The organism is Actinoplanes sp. NPDC048967, from assembly GCF_040649415.1.
Lineage (GTDB): Bacteria > Actinomycetota > Actinomycetes > Mycobacteriales > Micromonosporaceae > Actinoplanes.
In genome coordinates this window covers 226,137-244,453 of the sequence record NZ_JBEZFL010000005.1, presented here as the reverse complement: position 1 = coordinate 244,453, position 18,317 = coordinate 226,137, and the positions used below count along the sequence as shown (strand labels likewise).

General features: G+C 70.8%; 19 protein-coding genes, 1 tRNA gene and 2 pseudogenes. 11 read left to right on the top strand and 11 right to left on the bottom strand.

The genetic code is table 11. From position 1 onward, the window contains the following. Nucleotides 1-32 precede the first annotated feature (32 nt). From AB0C12_RS22870 to AB0C12_RS22860, 3 genes are read left to right on the top strand one after another with little or no spacing between them, the layout of a single operon-like run. The gene (locus AB0C12_RS22870; RefSeq protein WP_360551004.1) at nt 33-599 is read left to right on the top strand and encodes a sugar O-acetyltransferase; all 567 of its coding nucleotides are present in this window, start codon (nt 33-35) and stop codon (nt 597-599) included. Continuing rightward, the gene (locus AB0C12_RS22865) at nt 596-1,171 is read left to right on the top strand and encodes a TetR family transcriptional regulator (protein ID WP_360551002.1); all 576 of its coding nucleotides are present in this window, start codon (nt 596-598) and stop codon (nt 1,169-1,171) included. The genes AB0C12_RS22870 and AB0C12_RS22865 overlap by 4 nt, the downstream gene beginning before the upstream one ends. Continuing rightward, nucleotides 1,168-2,364 carry an MFS transporter gene (locus AB0C12_RS22860; protein ID WP_360551000.1) on the top strand — a complete coding sequence of 399 codons (1,197 nt, stop codon included), beginning with the start codon at nt 1,168-1,170 and terminating at the stop codon, nt 2,362-2,364. The genes AB0C12_RS22865 and AB0C12_RS22860 overlap by 4 nt, the downstream gene beginning before the upstream one ends. Before the next feature lie 144 nt (nt 2,365-2,508). Here AB0C12_RS22860 and AB0C12_RS22855 read toward each other — a convergent pair whose 3' ends face one another. Further along, the gene (locus AB0C12_RS22855; protein WP_360550998.1) at nt 2,509-5,022 is read right to left on the bottom strand and encodes an FtsX-like permease family protein; all 2,514 of its coding nucleotides are present in this window, start codon (nt 5,020-5,022) and stop codon (nt 2,509-2,511) included. Between the two features lie 3 nt (nt 5,023-5,025). Next, nucleotides 5,026-5,778, bottom strand: a complete 753-nt coding sequence (locus AB0C12_RS22850; protein ID WP_360550996.1) for an ABC transporter ATP-binding protein — start codon at nt 5,776-5,778, stop codon at nt 5,026-5,028. A gap of 125 nt (nt 5,779-5,903) precedes the next feature. Here AB0C12_RS22850 and AB0C12_RS22845 point away from each other — a divergent pair, with 125 nt between their 5' ends. The 5 genes and pseudogenes from AB0C12_RS22845 (at nt 5,904) to AB0C12_RS22825 (ending at nt 7,540) form a co-directional block, all read left to right on the top strand. Further along, nucleotides 5,904-6,368 (top strand): hypothetical protein, encoded by a 465-nt coding sequence (locus AB0C12_RS22845; RefSeq protein ID WP_360550994.1) that lies wholly within the window; start codon nt 5,904-5,906, stop codon nt 6,366-6,368. After that, nucleotides 6,277-6,678, top strand: a pseudogene (locus AB0C12_RS22840) (helix-turn-helix transcriptional regulator); the annotation flags it as partial. The gene AB0C12_RS22845 and the pseudogene AB0C12_RS22840, both read left to right, overlap by 92 nt. A 154-nt stretch (nt 6,679-6,832) precedes the next feature. Further along, nucleotides 6,833-7,063 carry a Scr1 family TA system antitoxin-like transcriptional regulator gene (locus AB0C12_RS22835; protein WP_360551943.1) on the top strand — a complete coding sequence of 77 codons (231 nt, stop codon included), beginning with the start codon at nt 6,833-6,835 and terminating at the stop codon, nt 7,061-7,063. Between the two features lie 51 nt (nt 7,064-7,114). After that, nucleotides 7,115-7,207: pseudogene (locus AB0C12_RS22830) on the top strand (DUF397 domain-containing protein); the annotation flags it as partial. A 93-nt stretch (nt 7,208-7,300) separates the two neighbouring features. Further along, entirely contained in the window at nt 7,301-7,540 is a 240-nt protein-coding gene (locus AB0C12_RS22825) for a hypothetical protein (RefSeq protein WP_360550992.1), read from the top strand. 226 nt (nt 7,541-7,766) lie between these two features. Here AB0C12_RS22825 and AB0C12_RS22820 read toward each other — a convergent pair whose 3' ends face one another. Further along, nucleotides 7,767-8,435 (bottom strand): TetR/AcrR family transcriptional regulator, encoded by a 669-nt coding sequence (locus tag AB0C12_RS22820; RefSeq protein WP_360550990.1) that lies wholly within the window; start codon nt 8,433-8,435, stop codon nt 7,767-7,769. A 90-nt stretch (nt 8,436-8,525) separates the two neighbouring features. On the opposite strand from AB0C12_RS22820, the gene AB0C12_RS22815 reads away from it, so the two are divergent. After that, nucleotides 8,526-8,903 carry a VOC family protein gene (locus tag AB0C12_RS22815; RefSeq protein WP_360550988.1) on the top strand — a complete coding sequence of 126 codons (378 nt, stop codon included), beginning with the start codon at nt 8,526-8,528 and terminating at the stop codon, nt 8,901-8,903. Between the two features lie 364 nt (nt 8,904-9,267). Here the strand turns inward: AB0C12_RS22815 and AB0C12_RS22810 are convergent. Continuing rightward, nucleotides 9,268-9,344: transfer RNA gene (locus AB0C12_RS22810), tRNA-Thr, on the bottom strand. A gap of 189 nt (nt 9,345-9,533) precedes the next feature. On the opposite strand from AB0C12_RS22810, the gene AB0C12_RS22805 reads away from it, so the two are divergent. Further along, nucleotides 9,534-11,246 (top strand): metallophosphoesterase, encoded by a 1,713-nt coding sequence (locus AB0C12_RS22805; RefSeq protein ID WP_360551941.1) that lies wholly within the window; start codon nt 9,534-9,536, stop codon nt 11,244-11,246. Here the strand turns inward: AB0C12_RS22805 and AB0C12_RS22800 are convergent. Further along, the gene (locus AB0C12_RS22800; RefSeq protein WP_360550986.1) at nt 11,236-12,210 is read right to left on the bottom strand and encodes an NAD(P)-dependent oxidoreductase; all 975 of its coding nucleotides are present in this window, start codon (nt 12,208-12,210) and stop codon (nt 11,236-11,238) included. The genes AB0C12_RS22805 and AB0C12_RS22800 overlap by 11 nt on opposite strands. Before the next feature lie 45 nt (nt 12,211-12,255). Continuing rightward, nucleotides 12,256-13,092: a regulatory iron-sulfur-containing complex subunit RicT gene (gene ricT, locus AB0C12_RS22795; protein WP_360550984.1), complete on the bottom strand. Its 837-nt coding sequence runs from the start codon at nt 13,090-13,092 to the stop codon at nt 12,256-12,258. A 150-nt stretch (nt 13,093-13,242) separates the two neighbouring features. Between ricT and AB0C12_RS22790 the strand changes: the two genes are divergently transcribed. Beyond that, nucleotides 13,243-15,027: a hypothetical protein gene (locus AB0C12_RS22790; protein WP_360550982.1), complete on the top strand. Its 1,785-nt coding sequence runs from the start codon at nt 13,243-13,245 to the stop codon at nt 15,025-15,027. A 189-nt stretch (nt 15,028-15,216) separates the two neighbouring features. Here AB0C12_RS22790 and AB0C12_RS22785 read toward each other — a convergent pair whose 3' ends face one another. The 5 genes from AB0C12_RS22785 to AB0C12_RS22765 form a co-directional block, all read right to left on the bottom strand. After that, nucleotides 15,217-15,834 carry a hypothetical protein gene (locus AB0C12_RS22785; protein WP_360550980.1) on the bottom strand — a complete coding sequence of 206 codons (618 nt, stop codon included), beginning with the start codon at nt 15,832-15,834 and terminating at the stop codon, nt 15,217-15,219. Continuing rightward, nucleotides 15,834-16,130, bottom strand: a complete 297-nt coding sequence (locus AB0C12_RS22780; RefSeq protein WP_360550978.1) for a type VII secretion target — start codon at nt 16,128-16,130, stop codon at nt 15,834-15,836. Before AB0C12_RS22780 ends, AB0C12_RS22785 begins: the two co-directional genes overlap by 1 nt. 1 nt (nt 16,131) lies before the next feature. Continuing rightward, nucleotides 16,132-16,458, bottom strand: coding sequence for a YbaB/EbfC family DNA-binding protein (locus AB0C12_RS22775; protein WP_360550976.1), 327 nt, complete (start codon nt 16,456-16,458; stop codon nt 16,132-16,134). 102 nt (nt 16,459-16,560) lie between these two features. After that, complete coding sequence (locus AB0C12_RS22770; RefSeq protein ID WP_360550974.1) at nt 16,561-17,754, bottom strand: DNA polymerase III subunit delta'; 1,194 nt, start codon at nt 17,752-17,754, stop codon at nt 16,561-16,563. A gap of 19 nt (nt 17,755-17,773) precedes the next feature. Continuing rightward, nucleotides 17,774-18,202: a hypothetical protein gene (locus AB0C12_RS22765; RefSeq protein WP_360550972.1), complete on the bottom strand. Its 429-nt coding sequence runs from the start codon at nt 18,200-18,202 to the stop codon at nt 17,774-17,776. Nucleotides 18,203-18,317 lie beyond the last annotated feature (115 nt).

Below are 18,317 nucleotides of genomic sequence, written 5' to 3'. Positions count from 1 at the left end.
CAAACGTACACATGATATGTACGGTTGTACGCATGGGCGAACGGACGATGCGCGAGCGAATGCTCGCCGGTGAGCTGTACATCGCGGATGACCCGGAGCTCGGGCGTGAGCTCGACCGGGCCGCCGCGCTGAGCCATCGGCTCAACACCATGGACCCCACCGACGGTGCCGCCCGGCGTGCTCTGCTCACGGAGCTGCTCGGCGCTTTCGGTACGGACAGCGAGATCCGTCCGCCCTTCCACTGCGACTACGGCTATCAGACGTTCGTCGGCGCGCGGACCTTCGTGAACTTCGGGCTCGTCAGCCTCGACGTCGCGACCGTGACCATCGGCGACGACGTGCAGATCGGCCCGCACGTGCAGCTGCTCACCGCCACCCACCCGGTCGCGGCCGGCCCGCGCCGCGACAAGTGGGAGGCGGCGTTGCCCATCACCATCGGTGACAACGTCTGGCTGGGCGGGGGTGTCATCGTGCTGCCCGGCGTCACCATCGGCGACAACACGGTGGTCGGGGCGGGCGCGGTCGTCACCCGTGACCTTCCCGCCGACGTGGTCGCAGTCGGCAACCCGGCCCGGGTCATCCGGCCGGTGGAGCCGTGAGCACCGAGACCGGCGCGGCCCGCTCGGCCCGCCGGTACGACCCCGATCGCAAGATGCGGATCATCGACGTCACGGTCGACGTCATCGCCGAGCACGGCGTCGCCGGCACCACCCATCGGCGGATCGCGGCGGCTGCTGACGTACCCCTGGGGTCTTTGACCTATCACTTCGACGGCCTGGTGGATCTGCTGGCGCAGGCGTTCCGCCGGCATGCGGAACGCATGTCGCGGTCCTACGAGGCCGCGTTCGACGGCGTCTCGACCACCGCCCAGCTGATCGACGCCATCACCGACCTGATCCACGGCGACGCGGACGCCGACCCGCGTGACTGGGCGGTGGCCTACGAGCTGTATCTCGCGGCGCTGCGGGATCCGGCGCTGCGCACCGTCACGGAGTCGTGGATGCGGACCAGCCGCGCCGTGCTCGAACGTTTCATGGATCCGACCACCGCACGGGGCATCGACGCCCTCATCGAAGGCCTGGTCATGCACAAGACCCTGGCCACCACCCCCGGCGCGACCCGCGCCGAGACCCGCGAGATCGTCGCCCGTCAGCTTGGAGCCACCGCATGACCACCACCCTCGTCGCACCCACCGTCGAGGTCCTCGCGGCCCGGCGCGCGGTCTACATCGCGTTCACCGGCTGCGGATTCGCCATGGCCTCCTGGGCCACGCGCATCCCGCAGGTCCGCGACGGGCTCGGCCTGACCCCGTCGCGGCTCGGCCTGGTGCTGCTGGCCATCGCGGCCGGCTCGATCGTGTCCCTGGTGCTCGCCGGGCACATCGTCGCCCGCTTCGGATCGCGGGCCACGGTGGCCACGATGGCGGGATTGCTGCTGGTCGCGCTGAGTGCGGTCGGCATCGGCTACCCGTACGGCATCACGCCGGTGGTGGTCGGGCTGTTCCTCTTCGGCTTCGCCAACGGCGCCTGGGACGTGGCCATGAACGTCCAGGGCGCGGTGGTGGAAGGCCGCCTGGGCAAGGCGATCATGCCCCGCTTCCACGCCGGCTACAGCGTCGGCACGGTTGCCGGCGCCCTGACCGGGGCCGGGGCGGTGGCGTTGCGCGTACCGGTCACCGCGCATCTGATCTTCTCAGCCGTCCTGATCGGAGTGATCGTGATCCTGGCGGTCCGCAGCTTCGGCCCGGACGACGCGCACCCGCCCACCGCGGACGAGGGTGGGGGCCTGCGCCGCACGCTGGCCACCTGGCGCGAGCCGCGGACGCTGCTGATCGGCCTGTTCGTGCTGGCCTTCGCCTTCGCCGAGGGAGCCGGCATCGACTGGATCAGCGTCGCGGTGATCGACGGCTACGGCGCCGAGGCGACGATCGGCACCCTCGCCTTCGCCACGTTCCTGACGGCGATGACGGTCGGCCGGTGGTTCGGGCCGGCGCTGCTGGACCGCTACGGCCGGGTGGCGGTGGTGCGGATGCTCGCGGTGCTGAGCCTGGCCGGACTGATGCTCTTCGTCTTCGGCCCGAACGTGGTGACCGCCTTCGTGGGGGCGCTGCTGTGGGGTGTCGGGGCCTCGCTCGGCTTCCCGGTCGGCATGAGCGCGGCGGCGGACGATCCGGCGAAGGCCGCGGCCCGGGTGAGTGTGGTCGCCACGATCGGCTACTGCGCGTTCCTGGGCGGGCCGCCGCTGATCGGCTTCCTGGGAGATCACATCTCCGTGCTGAAGGGGCTGGGCGCGGTGGCGGTGCTGCTCGCCGTCGCCACAGCGGCCGCCGGAGCACTGCGGCCGCTGCGGCCCACCGAAGACTGACGAGAAGAACGGCACCCGGTTGCCGCCGGGTGCCGTGTGGTGTTTCCCCTCGGACTCCGCCCTTTCTTGTTCCAGTGAAGCATGGCCAGTGCGCTGATCGCTACTACTCAGACTGCTACATCGCAGATTGGGTAGTCCGGAGATCTACTCACGCAGGCCGATGCCCTCGATTGGTGGTGTACGCAGTACCCGGCCGATCGGCAGCATCGTCGCGACCAGGGCCAGGGCGACCGTGCCGCCGAGGATCGTCGCCGCACCGAGGGCCGGCACGTACGGGATCAGTACCCCCGAGACCGCGTGCACGACCGACGACAAGGTGATCGCCGCGATCGCCGTACCGATCGCCAGGGCCACGCCCAGCAGGCCGGCCTGTTCGGCGTGCACCATCCGCTTGATCTGGCCGCGGGTCACTCCGACCAGGCGCAGCAGGGACAGCTCACGGACCCGGGCCAGCGCCGCCATGATCAGGGTGTTCGCCGCCGCGAGGACCGCGTACCCGACCAGGACCGTGATGAGCAGCTTGTTGAGCCAGGCGCTGATCGCCAGATCCTGGGCCAGCTCACCGGTCAGCTGCTCGGTGCCGACCACGGTGCTCAGGGGGTAGGCGCTCGCCAGGTCGGCCAGGCCGGCGGTGACATCCGCCCCCGGCGCGGTACGGATCAGGATGTGGTCGTCGAGGCCGGTCGCGGTGTGGCCGGTGAGCGTCTCGGTGTCCAGGGTGACGTCGCCGAAACCCCAGCCGCGGTGGTACAGCGCGACGATCCGCAAGGTCACCGGCACGCCGTCACCGAGCCACAGCCGGGCGTCGTCGCCGAGCTCCCAGCCGGCCGAGTCCGCCAGCGTCGTCGACACGGCCACTGTGGAGACCCGCAGCTCGGCGAGGCTTCCCGCCCGTACCCCCAGGTCCAGGGTCTGATCCGCACCCACCGGGTCGATGCCCTGGGCCGCGACCGCCTGGGCCTCGAGCTGGTTGGGGACGATCACCGACGTGCGGCGTACCCCCGTCGCCGCGACCACCCCAGGGATCTTGCGGGCCTTGGCCGCGGCCGTCGCGGGCAGGCCGGCCCCGCCGGTCAGCGCGTGCTGGGCGAGCGTGCCGTCGTGGCTCTGGACCACCGTCTGGCGTTGCAGGTTGTCCTGCAGGAACCACACCGTGCCGCCGAAGCCGACCGAGAGCACCAGCGCGCTCAGCACCGCGACCATGCCCCGGGCGTTCGCCCGCAGGTTCGCCGCCGCCAGATAGCCGCTGTTGCCCCAGACGGTCCGCAGGACCGGCGTGAGCAGCCGGGCCGCGGCCTGGTTGATCCACGGTGCGAGCAGGGCGATGGCCAGCACGAACGTGTAGAGCATGCCGGTCGCGGCGCCCAGCGCGGTCGTGCCGTCGGTGGCCCCGGTGAGGCCGATGAGCGACACCCCGCCGGCCAGGAACACCAGGCCGGAGACGATGCGGACCCGGCCGCCGAGGGCGGGTTCCACGGCCGCCTCACCCAGCGCCTCGGTCGGGCGGATCCGGGTGGTGCGCAGGGCCGCGATCCAGGCGGAGCTCAGCGCGACGACGGCCACTGCCACGGTGACGGCCGCCGCGGACAGGGCGCCCCCGCTCAGCGCGAACGTGTCGGGGACGAATCCGCGGGTCACGAGCTGGTTCCTGGTCCAGGCGGTCGCGGCCAGGCCCGCCGGGACGCCGACCACCGCGGCGAGCAGGCTGAGCAGGCCGACCTCGGCCAGGATCATCGTGCGTACCTGGCCCGGCGTGGCCGCGATCGCCCGCAACAGGGCGAGGTCACGGCGGCGGTGCCGGACCGAGAGCCCGACCGTGCCGGCCACCACGAAGATGATGATCATCGCCGCATAGCCCCCGAACGCGGCGCCGGCCTGCACGGTCAGCGCCCGCGCGGCCACTGCCTCGGGCTGCTCGACGAGCCCCCGCTCGCCGTCCACAAAGGTCCTGGCGTTCGGCGCGGCCTTGCGGACCGCGGCCACCACGGCCTGCTTGTCGGCGCCGGGCTCGGCGAGCACGCCGATCGCGGAGAAGCTGCCCGGATTGGGATCCAGCCGGGCCGCCTGCGCATCGGTGAAGAACACGGCGGCCTGCGAGCCGAGCGGGTCGACGACACCGCTCACCCGGAACTTGCGCTCGGTGCCACCCACGACGATGGAGGTGGAGTCGCCGGGCTGCAGCTTTCCGCCTGCGGCGAGCCGGGCGTCGACGGCGATCTCACCGTCGGCCTGCGGCTGGGTGCCGGCCACCATCCGGTACGGGGCCAGCGCGGCACTCCCCCAACCGTGACCGGTGGTCCGCACCCCCGGCGCCGCCACCGGCGTGACCGCGATCGAGTGGTCGCCCACGGCATCTGCCACGCCCGGCACCGCAGCGATCGTCGCCACCAGCGCCTCCGGGACCCGGCCGCCCTCGGGCAGCGACACAGTGGTGGACTCGGTCTCGCCGAAGATCTCCGGTCCGGCGATGGTGCGGTCGCGGTCGGCCACGACGGCGACCGTCGCGGCGTACCGCTGGGGTGAGCCCTGATAGCGCAGGCCGGACTCGACGAGCAGCCCGCAGGTCATCAGGATCATGACGCCGGCGGCGAGCGCGACGAACGTCGCCACGAAAGTGCCCTTACGGAAGCGCAGCATCTGCGCGGCCAGTCCCAGCACGGCTCAGCCCTCCCGGCTCGCGACGGGCTGCCGGCGGCCGAGCCGGGCCAGCTGCTCGGCGATGCGCTCGGCCCCCGGCTGCGGCATGTCCTGCACGATCCGGCCGTCCGCGAGCACCATGACCCGGTCGGCGTACGAGGCGGCGACCGGGTCATGGGTCACCATGATCACGGTCTGCCCGGTGTCGTCGACCACCGACCGCAGCAGGCTCAGCACCTCGGCCGCGGTCTGAATGTCGAGCGCCCCGGTGGGCTCGTCGCAGAAGATCACCTCGGGCCGGGTGACCAGCGCCCGGGCGATCGCCACCCGCTGCTGCTGACCACCGGAGAGCTCCGACGGCCGGTGCCCCAGCCGGTCGCCCAGCCCGACCCGGTCGACAACCTCGGCGAGCCAGGCCCGGTCCGGGCGCGTGCCGGAGAGCCGGGACGGCAACAGGATGTTCTGCTCGACGGTCAGGGCGCCGACCAGGTTGAACGCCTGGAACACAAAACCGATCCGATCACGGCGCAGCTTGGTGAGCGCCTTCTCCGACATCGACGAAAGGTCGGTGTCCCCGATCCGCACCCGCCCCGAGGACGGCCGGTCGAGCCCGGCGGCGCAGTGCAGCAGCGTGCTCTTACCGGAGCCGGACGGCCCCATGACGGCGGTGGCGGTCCCCTTGAGGAACCAGGCGTCGACGTCGGCGAGGGCAACTACGGGCTGCTCACCGCCGTACGTCTTGCTGACACCTTCGACGGTGACGGCGATATCTGACATGGCTGGGCCTTCCGAAGCGATCTTCTGTGGTCCCCTCCGACGCTAGGGAGATCGCGGCTCAGCTTCGATGAAGCAGGCTGCCGACCGGGGGTACAGCAGGCGCTACTGCCCCATATCGTGGCGCGGTGACTTCGTACCCGCCTCCGGCCTTCGCTCCCGCTCCCACGCCCCCGCCGCGTAAGCGCCGCACCTGGCTCATCGTCCTGGCGACGGTCGGCATCCTGACGGTGCTGGTGTGCGCGCTGGGACTCGGCCGGCTCTTCTTCCGGCTCAAGCACGTGACCGACATCGAGAAAGAGGTCGAGAAGACGACGGCGGCCTTCATCGAGGACCGCCGGGACGGGCTGAGCCAGGCCGGGTACGACGGGCTGTGCGCGGAGGCCAAGGAGGAGTTCCGCGCGCAGGACCTCGCCGGGCCGCCGGAGAAGCCGGTCACGGATTTCCAGATCCTGTTGACGGATGTGGAGCACGCGCGCGGGCAGGCGACGGTCAGTGTCGATGTGCAGCGTGAGGACGGGACCCGGGAAAAGGAGGTCTACATCCTTGATGAGGACGGGGAACGGTGGAAGATGTGCGCGTTCCCCAGCTGAGCTCGTCAGGGCTTGCCCACCAGTCGCTGCCGAGGCCTTCCTCTTCGGGCGCGGCGAGCGCGGCGAGTTTCTATGGCGGAGCCCTCCTTTCGAGAGCGGAGGCCGGGCGAAATTCGGCTCCCACCGCCTCGTCCGACGTACTCCTCGCGCTGATGAAGGACTCATGACTGAAGGTGATTCGCCGACAGTCGCGCGCCGCCGCATACGCCTGGCGTTGCGCGAAGCCCGCGACGCGGCCGGCCTCACCCAACTTCAGGTCGCCGAGGAGATGGAGTGGTCCCTGTCCAAGGTGATCCGCATCGAGAACGGCGATGTGACCATCGCACCCAATGACCTTCGGCCGCTTCTGTCCTTCTATGGGATCAAGGACCGGAAGCAGGTCAGTGATCTGCTGACGTCGGCGCGGATCGCTCGGGCCCGGCAGAGGCAGGCGTGGTACCACGCCCCGGAGTCTTCCCCATGCGCTGGACTATCCGATCGCAAACAACGGCAGCTACGACCTCCTGGCGCTGAGCGACAGCGATACCGACAGCGAGATTCTGTACCGCGAGAACGGCGTGACGGGCGAGATCATCGAGGACAAGGCGACGACGGCCCGCCACCGCAAACGTTTTGAACAGCTTTGGTATGGGTCGAATGACGAGACGGACACGATCCAATTTCTGGACACGCGCATCAAGGATCTGGAGAACTAAGCACAGAGCCGCTAAAGATCCTGAACTCCAGGACAGCCCGAGTGGCGCAAGAGCAGCTACTGCGCTGCGGGTGTCTACGTCGAGGTGGCGGAGCAGGCGCTGGTCCGCGACTCCAAGATTCCCGGCTGCGGCCTTCACCACTGAACGTTTACAGAAGCGAGGACGGCCCGCCTGCCAGCGGGCCGTCGTGTCGCAGCTCTCCAGGTACCGGTCAAAGTTCCATCAGAAAGGCGAGACATGGCCACTGTAACGAGCAATTCCCGACCAGACCAAGACGATCCCGATCACCGCGCGGGTGTCGTCAAGGCCGCGCTGCTTGCCGCAGCCAGCTTCATCACCGCGGTCGGCACCCTCCTGGCAGTCGCCGGGGAGTGGCGCACGCCGGATGAAACCGTCCGGTACGCCATCACGGTCGCCGGCGTCATCACGGCGTTCGCGCTCGGTATCGCGGCCATTTACGTCTGGCCGCGGAAGTAAAGCGTCCGGGGTGGCCCGGTCCCGCACCGGTCCACCCAGCTCCCCACTCCCCGCCCCGGATTATCGCCAGGCTCGACGTTCCCGCCGGCGAGCTCGACGCAATCGGAAGCCTGTCCGTAGTCATCCTCGTGTCAGGTGCGATCGGACTGGTGCGTTTCCTGTCACTACGGTTGCTGTTCGCTTCTCGAATCCATTTCGACAGCGCCGCCGGCGGCCAGCCCGATAGTCACGCCCGGTCCCAGTGCAACGCCGCGTTCCCAGCAGTTGCGGGCGGGGCACCCGCTGCGGCGCCCGAGCCCGGCTGGACGCGGACATGGTCGAGGCAGTCCTGGATGACACGTTCGACGAACGCCGCGTCGAGTGGCTCGCGGGAGAACCAGCGGCGGTAGAACAGCGGGCCGGTGACGGCCGCGACCACGTCGGCCGGCCGGCGATCCCCCGCGAGTTCGCCCCTCGCTTCCGCGCGTTCAGCCACCGTGACGAACGGAGCCATGAGCCGGGCGTGCAGATCCGCGTGAAGCCCGGCCAATTCCGGCTCCCGCTCGGCGGCATCCACGATGGAGGGCAACACCGAGGCCCATCGCGCCGTCCGAAGTTGCTCGGCCAGGTCGAAAACAAGAGCGGTCAGGTCACCGTCGAAACCACCCGTGTCGGGAACCGCCGACGCCGACCCGACGGTCGAGCACGCCTCGACCAGCAGCGCCGCCCGCGACGGCCAATGCCGGTAGATCGTCGTCTTCGCCACGCCGGAACGCCGCGACACCTCGTCGATGCTGACACCGCCGATGCCGCCCGCCGACAGCAGTTCATAGGTTTGCGCGAGCACCGCGGCCTTCGACCGCTTGACTCGGGCGTCGACGAAATCCTCTGATCGAGCCACCTGGTTGATCTCCATAGTTCGTCACTCGGAAAACACTACGCTACTGTAGCGTAGCGTTTCAGATGCCGGATCCCCCGGTCCCGCCTGACTCAGTCGGAGGATGTCGTGAAACTTGCCTCGATCCGTCTCGTAACCGACGACCTGCCCGCCCTGACCGCGTTTTACTCCGTACTCACCGGCACCGAGCCGATGGCCCCGTTCGGTCCGGACGACTACGCCGAACTGCACACCGAGGGCAGCATCATTGCCCTGGTCAGCAGCGCTGGGATCGAGCGTTACAACAACACGGCGGCAACGGCGGCCGCCAACCGATCCGCGATCCTCGAATTCGAGGTGGACGACGTCGACGACGAACGCGCGCGCCTGGACGGCTACATCACCGACTGGGTTCAGGAGCCGACCACTCAGCCGTGGGGCAACCGATCAATGCTGTTCCGCGACCCCGACGGCACCCTCATCAACGTTTACTCCGCCAGTCGATGACCGGCACTGAGCCCTCGAACTCAGACGCTGAGCGACTGGGCCAGGAGGTGCTTCCGGCCGACTGTCAGATCCGCGCTCTGAATACTCTGCTCGACTGGGCGACCGCCTGGAGCACCGCGCTCGCCCGCTCCGCGCCACCATCCCGTAGGCAAGATCTGGGGTGCCGCGTGTGTTCCGGTTCAGTCCATAGACCTGGCACTCGGCTGCGACCAGCGCCGTGACTGTCAACGCCATCCCAGCGCACGCCAGGCCGGTCGGATTCGATTCCTCCAGTCGATGTTCCGGAGGTCTCGGGAATGCAACTCAAAACTTCATCAACAAGAATGAGGCCCTGACCAGCACTTCCGCTGGTCAGGGCCTCAACTGGAGCCGCCTGACGGAATCGAACCGTCGACCTACGCATTACGAGTGCGTCGCTCTAGCCGACTGAGCTAAGGCGGCAACGATCGTTGAGTCTACTGCATCGGTCGTCGTACTCCGGAACGGGTCCGGCCGCGACGCGCCGGAAGCGGACGGCGGGTGTCATACCCCCGGACTAGTCTGCCTCTCGTGACCGATCAACAGCCGCCCTCGCGGCATCGACGACGGTCCGCCGAGGCTGAGCCCTCGGTGGCGCGGCGGCCGGTGAGCATGGATCCGCAGCAGCTCGGGTTCACGCCTCAGCGACCAGTCGGCTGGCTCGCTCCGTTGCTGCTGCTCAACACCGGTCTGCGCACGCTGATGGCCACCCTGTTCGGCGCTTATCTCGACAAGCGAGAGCTGCAGAACGCCCTCGCCGGCGACTCCTTCCAGCAGCCGGGCACCGACGGTGAGCTGTGGCTCGACTATGTGGCCGATCTGGGCGACGGCTTCCACGCGACCTACTCGGTGGCGTACCTGTTGGCGCAGCCACAGCTGGAGGTCGACGGCCGGGTCCTGCCCCGCGGCCAGGTGCTGCTCATGGGCGGCGATCAGGTCTATCCGCTCGCCAACGGCGACGGTTACGAGAACCGGATGAAAGGGCCGTACCGCGCGGCTCTGCCGGAGGCGCCGGCCGGCGGGCCGCGACCCACTCTCTTCGCCCTGCCGGGCAACCACGACTGGTACGACGGCCTGACCGCATTCCTGCGCCTCTTCGCACGCCGCAAGGACGGGCACATCGGCGGCTGGCGCACCCAGCAGCGCCGTTCCTACTTCGCCGTGGAGCTGCCGGCCAACTGGTGGCTGTTCGCGATCGACGAGCAGTTCGGCGCGTACATCGACGACCCACAGCTGCTCTACTTCGAGAAGGCCGCCCGCAACCTCGGTCCCGACGACCGGATCATCCTGATGACGCCGTCGCCGACCTGGGTCAAGGCCGCCAAGAAGCCCGAGGCGTACGACGCGGTCGACTACTTCATCCGCACCATTCTCGCGCCGACCGGAGCCCAGGTTCGCCTGCTCGTCTCCGGCGACCTGCACCACTACGCGCGCTACACCGGCGAGGACCGTGAGCTGATCACGTGCGGTGGCGGCGGCGCCTACCTGCTGGGCACACACCAGCTGCCGGAGACGCTGACCGTGCCGCCGAAGGAGACGCTGACCCGCAGCGCCAGCCGCAGCCGGGAGTATTCGCTGGCGTCCCGCTTCCCCAGCGCCACTCAGTCCCGGCGGATGGGCTGGGGAGTCTTCGGCAAGCTTCCGGCCCGCAACACCGGTTTCGCGACGATGCTCGGCATCATCCACACCCTGACCATGCTGGCCATGGCGGGCGCGGCCAGCCAGGGCGGCACGATCCAGCGGCTGTTCAGCATCCCGCTGGTCTTCATGCTGGTGCTGATCCTGACCGGCACGGTGCTGTTCGCGCAGCCGCCGGGAGCCAGCTCCGACAAACACGCCCGGCATTGGCTCCTCGGCCTGGCTCACGGGTTCGCCCAGATCGCGCTCGCGGCGGGCGGCACCTGGGTGTGGCTGCAACTGCCGTTCCGAGATTGGGCGTGGCCGGGGCCGCTGGCGGTGGCGGCGGTGCTCTACGGGCCGTTGATCGCTTACCTGGCGACGCAGCTGCTGGCGCTGTATCTGCTGATCGCGAGTTATTTCGACGTCAATGTCAACGAGCTGTTCGCGGGCCAGGGCATCGAGGACGCCAAAAGCTTCCTCCGCCTGCATATCGCGGCGGACGGCACGCTCACCGTGCACCCGATCGGCGTCGAGAAGATCTGCCGGCAGTGGACGGCCGACCCGCACGGGGCGCCGGACAGTTCGTGGCTGCGCCCGGAGAAGCCGCTGCGGACGCACCTGATCGAGCCGCCGATCGTGGTTGACGGCCCGGTCCACCCGGCCCAGCCCGGCCCGGCGGAGCCGGCGGAGGTGATCACACCTTGAGCGGGCCGGCCACGGGGAGCTGGTCATGGTCGATGAGCCAGCGCACCGATTCCAGGACGGCATCCTCCGGCTCGTAGCGCGGTGTGTGTCCGAGAAGCGTGCGGGCTTTGTCGATGCTGAAGTAGTGGCTGCGGGAAAGGTGTTCCCAGCTGGCTTCGGCGGCCTCGGCGGAGCTGGAGCTGCTGCGGAACTGCTCCCAGGTCACCGTGCGCAGCTGCGCCGTCCGGCCGAACCAGGACGCGGCGATCTCGGCGTAGCCGCGAACGTTGAGCGCTGAGGGCGCGACGACGGTGAAGTCCTGCCCGGCCGCGGCAGTCCGGTGCTCGACGGCCGCCTCGAAGGCCTGGGCCACGTCATCGGCGTGCACGTGGTGCATGAACTCGGCACCGATCCCCGGCACGTCGATCGGTTCGCCCGCGGAAAGCCTGGCCCAGACCCCGGGGTCGAGGTTGCCGAGCGGGCCGATCGGGTGCCAGCCCGGCCCGACGATGTGGCCGGGGTGCAGCGACGTGGTGACCAATCCGCCGGACCTGGTCTCGGCCTGCAGCAGGTCGGCGATGGCGGCCTTGGCAATGCCGTACTCGCCGACCGGCGGGGCCGCGTTGTCCTCGGTGACCGGGAACTTCCCGCTCGGGCCGGCGCGCCAGATCGAGCCGCAGTGCAGCAGATGGCCGGTCTCGCCGCGCAGCCGCTCGACGAGGGCAGTCGCGGAGTCGAGGGTGAAGCAGATGAGGTCGATGACGACGTCGGGGTGAAGGCCGGCGACACGATCCCCGAAGGTGCCCGCCCGGTCCTCGGCCTCCCGGTCCGCGCTGACCTGCCGCACCTGCTGCCAGGCCGGATCGTCGGTGTAGCTGGAACTCTGCCCACGGCTGATGCTGATCACCTCGTGACCGGCGCGAACCAGTCGCGGGATCAGGAACGTGCCGATGTGCCCGCTGCCGCCGATGACCACAACCCTCATGACGTCAGGCTATGCCGGGCCGCCGGGCACCGCCGGATGAGCAGCTCAGGAGTACTGCTCGTCGTGGGCCTGGCGCGGGCCGCAGACCGAGGCCCGGCTGCACGAGCAGCGGGAGCCGTCCGCGTCCATCCGGACCACGACCGCGTCCTTCGGGACGCTGTGGGCGACCACCCTGCCGTCGCCCTCCGGGGTCGTCACCCGGCTGCCCACGGCCGGCGCCGACGCCTGGAACTTCTGGTACAGGGGGTGTTCGTACTTGAGGCAGCACATCAGGCGACCGCACGCGCCGGAGATGCGCAACGGGTTCAGGGGGAGGTCCTGGTCCTTGGCCATCCGGATCGTCACCGGCTCGAAGTCCGTCAGGAACGTCGCGCAACACAGATCCCGGCCGCAGGAGCCGATGCCGCCCTGGACCCGGGCCGAGTCGCGGGCCGACAGCTGGCGCAGCTCCACCCGGCAGTGCAGGGTCGCTCCGAGGTCGCGGACCAGGGAACGGAAGTCGACCCGGTGCGGGGCCGTGAAGTAGATCGTGGTGCGGGCGCCGCCCGTACCGGCCTGCTCCAGGACGTGGTCCACGGCCACGACCTTCATCGGGAGCTCGTGGGCCTTGATCAGTTTCTTGGCCGCGACCTTCGCCTCGGCCTTGCGTTTGCGCAGCAGCTCGTCGCGGCGCAGGTCGCGGTCGTCGGCGAGGCCGGCGACCTTGGGGAAACCGTCCGTGTCCTCGCTGACCCACTGCGCCGCCCAGACGCATTCCGCCACCTCGGGCCCGTCGTCGGTCGGGACCAGCACGCGGTCACCCACCTGGGGCGAGAACTCACCCGGGTCGAGGTAGTAGAGACGGCCGTAGCGGTTGAAGCTGACGGCGCACAGCATGCCCATGACCCCACCCTACGGCGACGGACCGGCGGTGCGAAACAGCGCAGAACTACATAGATCAGCGCAACCCCCGGCATTGACTCTCGTTGGGCCATCCCGTAGACGCCGCTCGTTGCGGTGATCCTTGGGGGAGGACTTTTCATGATGCCCGCCGTGCCAGCACGGGTTGATCTTGTGACACCCGCCAAGCCCGACCAGGGCGTTCCCAGCACCACCCGGGCCCGGCTCAGAGCCGCCGCGCTCGGGGTGGTCGGGGCCCTGCTCGTGCCGCTGCCCGCGGCCGCCGCGCCCGCACCCTGCGAACAAGCCCTGCGGTACGCCGCCCAGTCCGGCACCCAGCTCATGCGTATCGCCGACCTCGACCTCGGCCCGGCCGGCCGCGACGACCAGCCGATCAAGGACCTCGGCGTGGGCGACGCCAAATCCGCCCTGGTCGCCCAGGCCCCCGTCAACGCCGCGGCGCTGGGCCGGGTCCTCGACGGCGGACCGGCGGACCAGAAGGCGCTCGCCGAGGTGCTGCAGCAGACGGCTCCGCCCAGCCACAAGAAGCCCGAGCAGCGCAGGCACGAGGCCACCGAGGTGGGCCCGTTCCGGCTCGGTGCGAGTGAGCTGAGCGTGCACGCCCAGTGGGACCCCAGGATGGCCTGCGGCAACGTTGCCGGTGAGGCGACCCGGGCGGAAGCGGTGCTGCGGCGGGCGGGGGTGCTCGACGGCGGGGATGCCGCACTGGTTCGCGTACCCGGAAAGGTCTCGGGCCTGAGCACGACGGCGATGGAGCGGCGCGGGCCGGCCGCGCGGGCTGTCGCGGCGGCCTCCATGGCCGGCGGCAAGGTGCAGCTGCTCGGCGGGATCACGGTCAAGGTGGTCAAGCCGCCGTCGCTGCTGGCCTCGATGTCGGCCGCGGACGGCGGCGAGGTGCGGTACGAGCCGGCCGTGATCGAGGTGTCCGGGGAGGGGTTCGAGACCACTCGGCTGGACACCGCGGGCGACAACGTGGAGCTGCGGCTGGACGAGAACGGCGAGGCGGCCGCCGGGCAGGGCGGGGCGGCCACGGGCGGCGCCGGCAAGAAGGGTGGAGGCCACGCGTCGCGGGACGCTGGGACCGCTGACGATGAGGGCCGCGGCGGCACAAACAAGCGGAAGCCGGTCCTGAACGGCGAGACCGAGAGCGGCACGGACGACAGCGGCGCGGCCTACAAGGGCGTGACCCGCAACGGCGCGGCTTTCGGCGGCAGTCCGGCCTACCGCCTCGCGGCTCAGCGCGACCCTGACAACGGCAAGGCCCACCACCCCGGCGACCCTGCCGACAAGGGTGGCAACAGAGGCAACAGCAAGGCGGAGCCCGACGACAAGCGCGTGCACAAGGGCGGGAGCGAGGCACCCGGCGCGAGCAACGACCACATTCGCAAGCCCGGTGCGCCCGCCAGCGATCACGACAAAAACGGCAAGGGACTCTTCTCCGGCCTCCCTGGAACCGGCGCGCTCAATCCCGCCTCGCCGCTCCCCCTGCCGACCATCCCCGGTGTCCCGCCGATCGCCGACCCCGGCCAGGGCACCGAGGCCGCGCCGGCATCCGGTCCCGGCACGACCGTCGCGATCTCGCTCGGCGACGTGCGCCAGGCCGTCTCCGGTCACGCCATTGCCGCGAAGGCCACCGCGATGACCATCGCTATCACCAAGGGGCCGGACCGCCAGGCGTACGGCGACAGCACCCCCAACCGCACCGGCGTAGTCCTGGACCTCGACATGGGACTGCTCGAAGTGGCCGCCGTTGCCCCCGAACCAGCAGCCGGCCCATCGGGCGCGGTCAGCGGCGACGGCGGTGGTCTGCCGATCACCGGTCCGCGGGTGGACGTGCTGGCGCTGGCCGGCGTCGCACTGCTGATCGCGGGCGCGGCAGCTCTGATCTTCGGTATGCGCGGCCGCCCTCGCCCCTGACCTGCGGCCTCAGCCACAAGGTGACACCTGCCGTCCGCACGTGCTGTTCTGCCCGGACGAGCGGCTCGTTCCCCGGGTGCCCGGGCGACAAAGGTCCACCGCAGGCGTTGAGTGTGACGTGGACCTGCGGGGGGTGCAGGGGACGCGGCGCCGCGCTCGGAACCGGCTATCCGAGCGTGGCGCCCGTCGTCACCGCACCGCCACCAGTGGCTCGACCAGGTGGGCCGAGGTGTGCAACAGTTCCGCGCCCGGCTCGTACGCGTCGGCGACCGCCTGCAGCACCTTCACCGCGATGTCCGCCGCCGCTTCCTGCTCGCGGGGCGTGGCAAGGTCCATTTCGGTCGCGGCCAAGGTCACCGCCTCGGCGGAGCTGAGCACCTCGGTCAGGACCTCCGTCAGGGAGTCGCGGGCCGACCGCATCCAGGTGACCAGGGACTCCGCCAGGTCCGCCGACCCCTGCAACCGTTCGTCGAGGCTTTCCGGGCCGCCGCTGAGGTGTGCTGCCGCGCGCTGCCGGGCCACGTCGTACGCCTCGGCCGCCGCCCCGGTCCACTCCCCCGGCCCCGGCAGGGAGGCGGCGAGCACCGCATAGGCCCGGGCGTCCGCGCGCAGCTCGGGCGCTGCCTCCCCGAGCTCGTCGGGTCGCAGCACTGCCACTGCCCGCGCCGCGTCGCCCGGGAGCAGGCGCACCCGGCGCAACTGGATCCACACCCGATGCTCCGGTGGCGCGCCGACCGTGGCCAGGACGTCGTCGACCCGGTGCAGCAGCGGTCCGGCCGTGGCCAGCAGTCGGTCCAACCGGTCCATCACATGCTCCGGCGGATTCGGCGGCCGACCTCGTCGTCCGTCTCGGTGTAGGCCTTGGCGGTCAGCCGTACGTCGGCCGCCAGCGTGGTCAGGTGAGCCGCCGCAGCCGCCGCCTCCCGGGAGCGGGCGCCGAGCACCTCGAGCCACCGGTCGTGCAGCTGGCGGCCCAGCCGGCCCGGCACTCCCTCGTCGTCGGCGCCGAACGCACCCGGCGACGAGGCATGGGCCGGCAGTGAGCGGTCCACTGTGGTCAGCGCGTCGGCCGCGGACTCCAGGCGTTCGGCCAGCTTGTCCATGTCAGCGGTCTCCCAGCGATCGGAACGCCCCGAACACCTCGTCGTGCAGCTTCTCCCGGGCCCAGCGGGCCGCTTCGGTCGCGGTGGTCACCACTGCCTGCACCTCCCGGGCCAGGTCGGCCGCCGTGCGGTGCTGCAGGCTGCCACGGATGTGTACGTCGGTGATGTCGCCCGCCGCGGTGACCAGAACCTCGATCGAGTTGTCCGGCGAGTGCACCGACACCACGTGGCCGGCGACCGCTTTCTCGAACTCGGCCCGCAGCACGTCGAGGCGGCGGTAACGTTCGATCGCCTCGTCGATCCATGCCTCGTCGATCTCGCGGGGCATCCACAGGCTCCTTACCGGGCGTACCGCCTTGGTTGCTTTACGGCACCGCGACCGTACCCGGTTGCCCGACCGTCGCGCATCCCCCGGCGCGTCCCTTGTGGATTACCCGCGCCAGAGATTGAGCATCATCGCTTCCACGGCGATCTTCGGCTTCACGTTCTGCTCGATGGCTTCGCGGCAGGCCAGCACGGCCTCCAGCCGGCGCAGCGTGCTCTCCGGCGTCCACTTGCCCGCGGCCGCGGCCGCCTGCTCGGCGGTGTCCCGATGCACCACGGCGACCGGCGCCTGCAGGCCCGTGACCAGCACGTCCCGGTAGAACGCGGCGAGATCCACCAGCGCCCGGTCCAGCGCGTCGCGCTGCGAGCGGGTCGACCGGGACTTCTGCTTCTTCTCCAGCTCCTTGAGCTGACCGGCGGCGCCCCGCATCGCTCCGGCCGCGCCCCGGCCCGTACCGCCGGCACCGAGCGCCTGCTCCAGCGCCGCGCGTTCCGTGCTGTCGTTGTCGGAGAACGCGGTCGCCGCCTCCGCCTCCGCGGCCTCGATCAGCGCGGAGGCCGCGTCGAAGCAGGCACCGACGCTGGACAGCCGGCGCGGCACCGCGAGCACGGCCTCCCGGCGGGCGCGGGCCTCGGGATCGTTGGCCAGCCGCTTGGCCCGGCCGACGTGGCCCTGCGCGGCAGCCGCGGCCCAGGCCGCGACGTCGGGCGCGATACCGTCCCGGCGGACCAGGACCTCGGCCACGGCCTCGGCGGGCGGCTGCCGCAACGGCACGACCCGGCACCGCGAGCGGATGGTCACCGAGATGTCGTCCGGGTGCGTCGACGGGGTGCAGAGCAGGAAAACGGTACGCGGGGGAGGCTCCTCGATGGCCTTGAGCAGCGCGTTCCCGGCCGCCTCGGTGAGCCGGTCGGCGTCCTCGATGACCACGGCCTGCCACTTGCCGCCGGAGGGAGCACTGCTGGCCCGCAGCACCAGCGCGCGCATCTCGTTGACGCCGATCGACAGGCCCTCGGGCACCACAAAACGCACGTCGGCGTGGGTGGCACCGAGCACGGTGTGGCAGCCGTGGCACTCACCGCAGCCGACGCCGTCGCGCTCGCACTGCAGGGCGGCGGCGAGGGCCCGGGCGGCGACCGAGCGTCCCGATCCGGGCGGACCGGTGAAGATCCACGCGTGGGTCATGGCGCCGTTTCCGCCGTCGGCGCCACCGGCCACGATCCGGGCGGCGGCCGCGGCGGCCCGGCGCAGCGTCTCGACGGCCTCGTCCTGCCCGACCAGGTCGGCGAACACACTCATGGCGTCGATTCTCGCTCGCTCACGCCTTGCTGCCCACCTGCGGCGGCGAGTCGTCATCGGCGGCTCGGGCCCGGTTGCCGGTGAGGTCCTCGAGCACCTCGATCGGCGTCTCTTCGTCCTCGTCGCCGTCGCCGGCGTGGGCGTCGGCGTCCGCGTCGGCGTCGGCGTCGGCGTCGGCGTCCTTGGTGGCGGAGACCGCCCCCGCGTCCCGGACCACCATCGTCTCGTCCGACTCGCTGCCGGACGAGGCCGGCCGCACGACCACCGTCTCGTCCGAGCCTCCGGCCGGGAAAGCCGTCGTGGCGCTCGGATCACCGGAATCCGGCTGGCGCACCACCACGGTGGCATTCGGGTCGTCCGAAGCCGGCCGAGAGACCATCGCCGTCGCGTTCGGGTCATCCGACACCGGCCGGGACACCATCACGGTCGCGTTCGGGTCATCTGACACCGGCCGAGAGACCATCACGGTCGCGTTCGGGTCATCCGACACCGGCCGGGACACCATCACGGTCGCGTTCGGGTCATCTGACACCGGCCGAGAGACCATCACGGTCGCGTTCGGG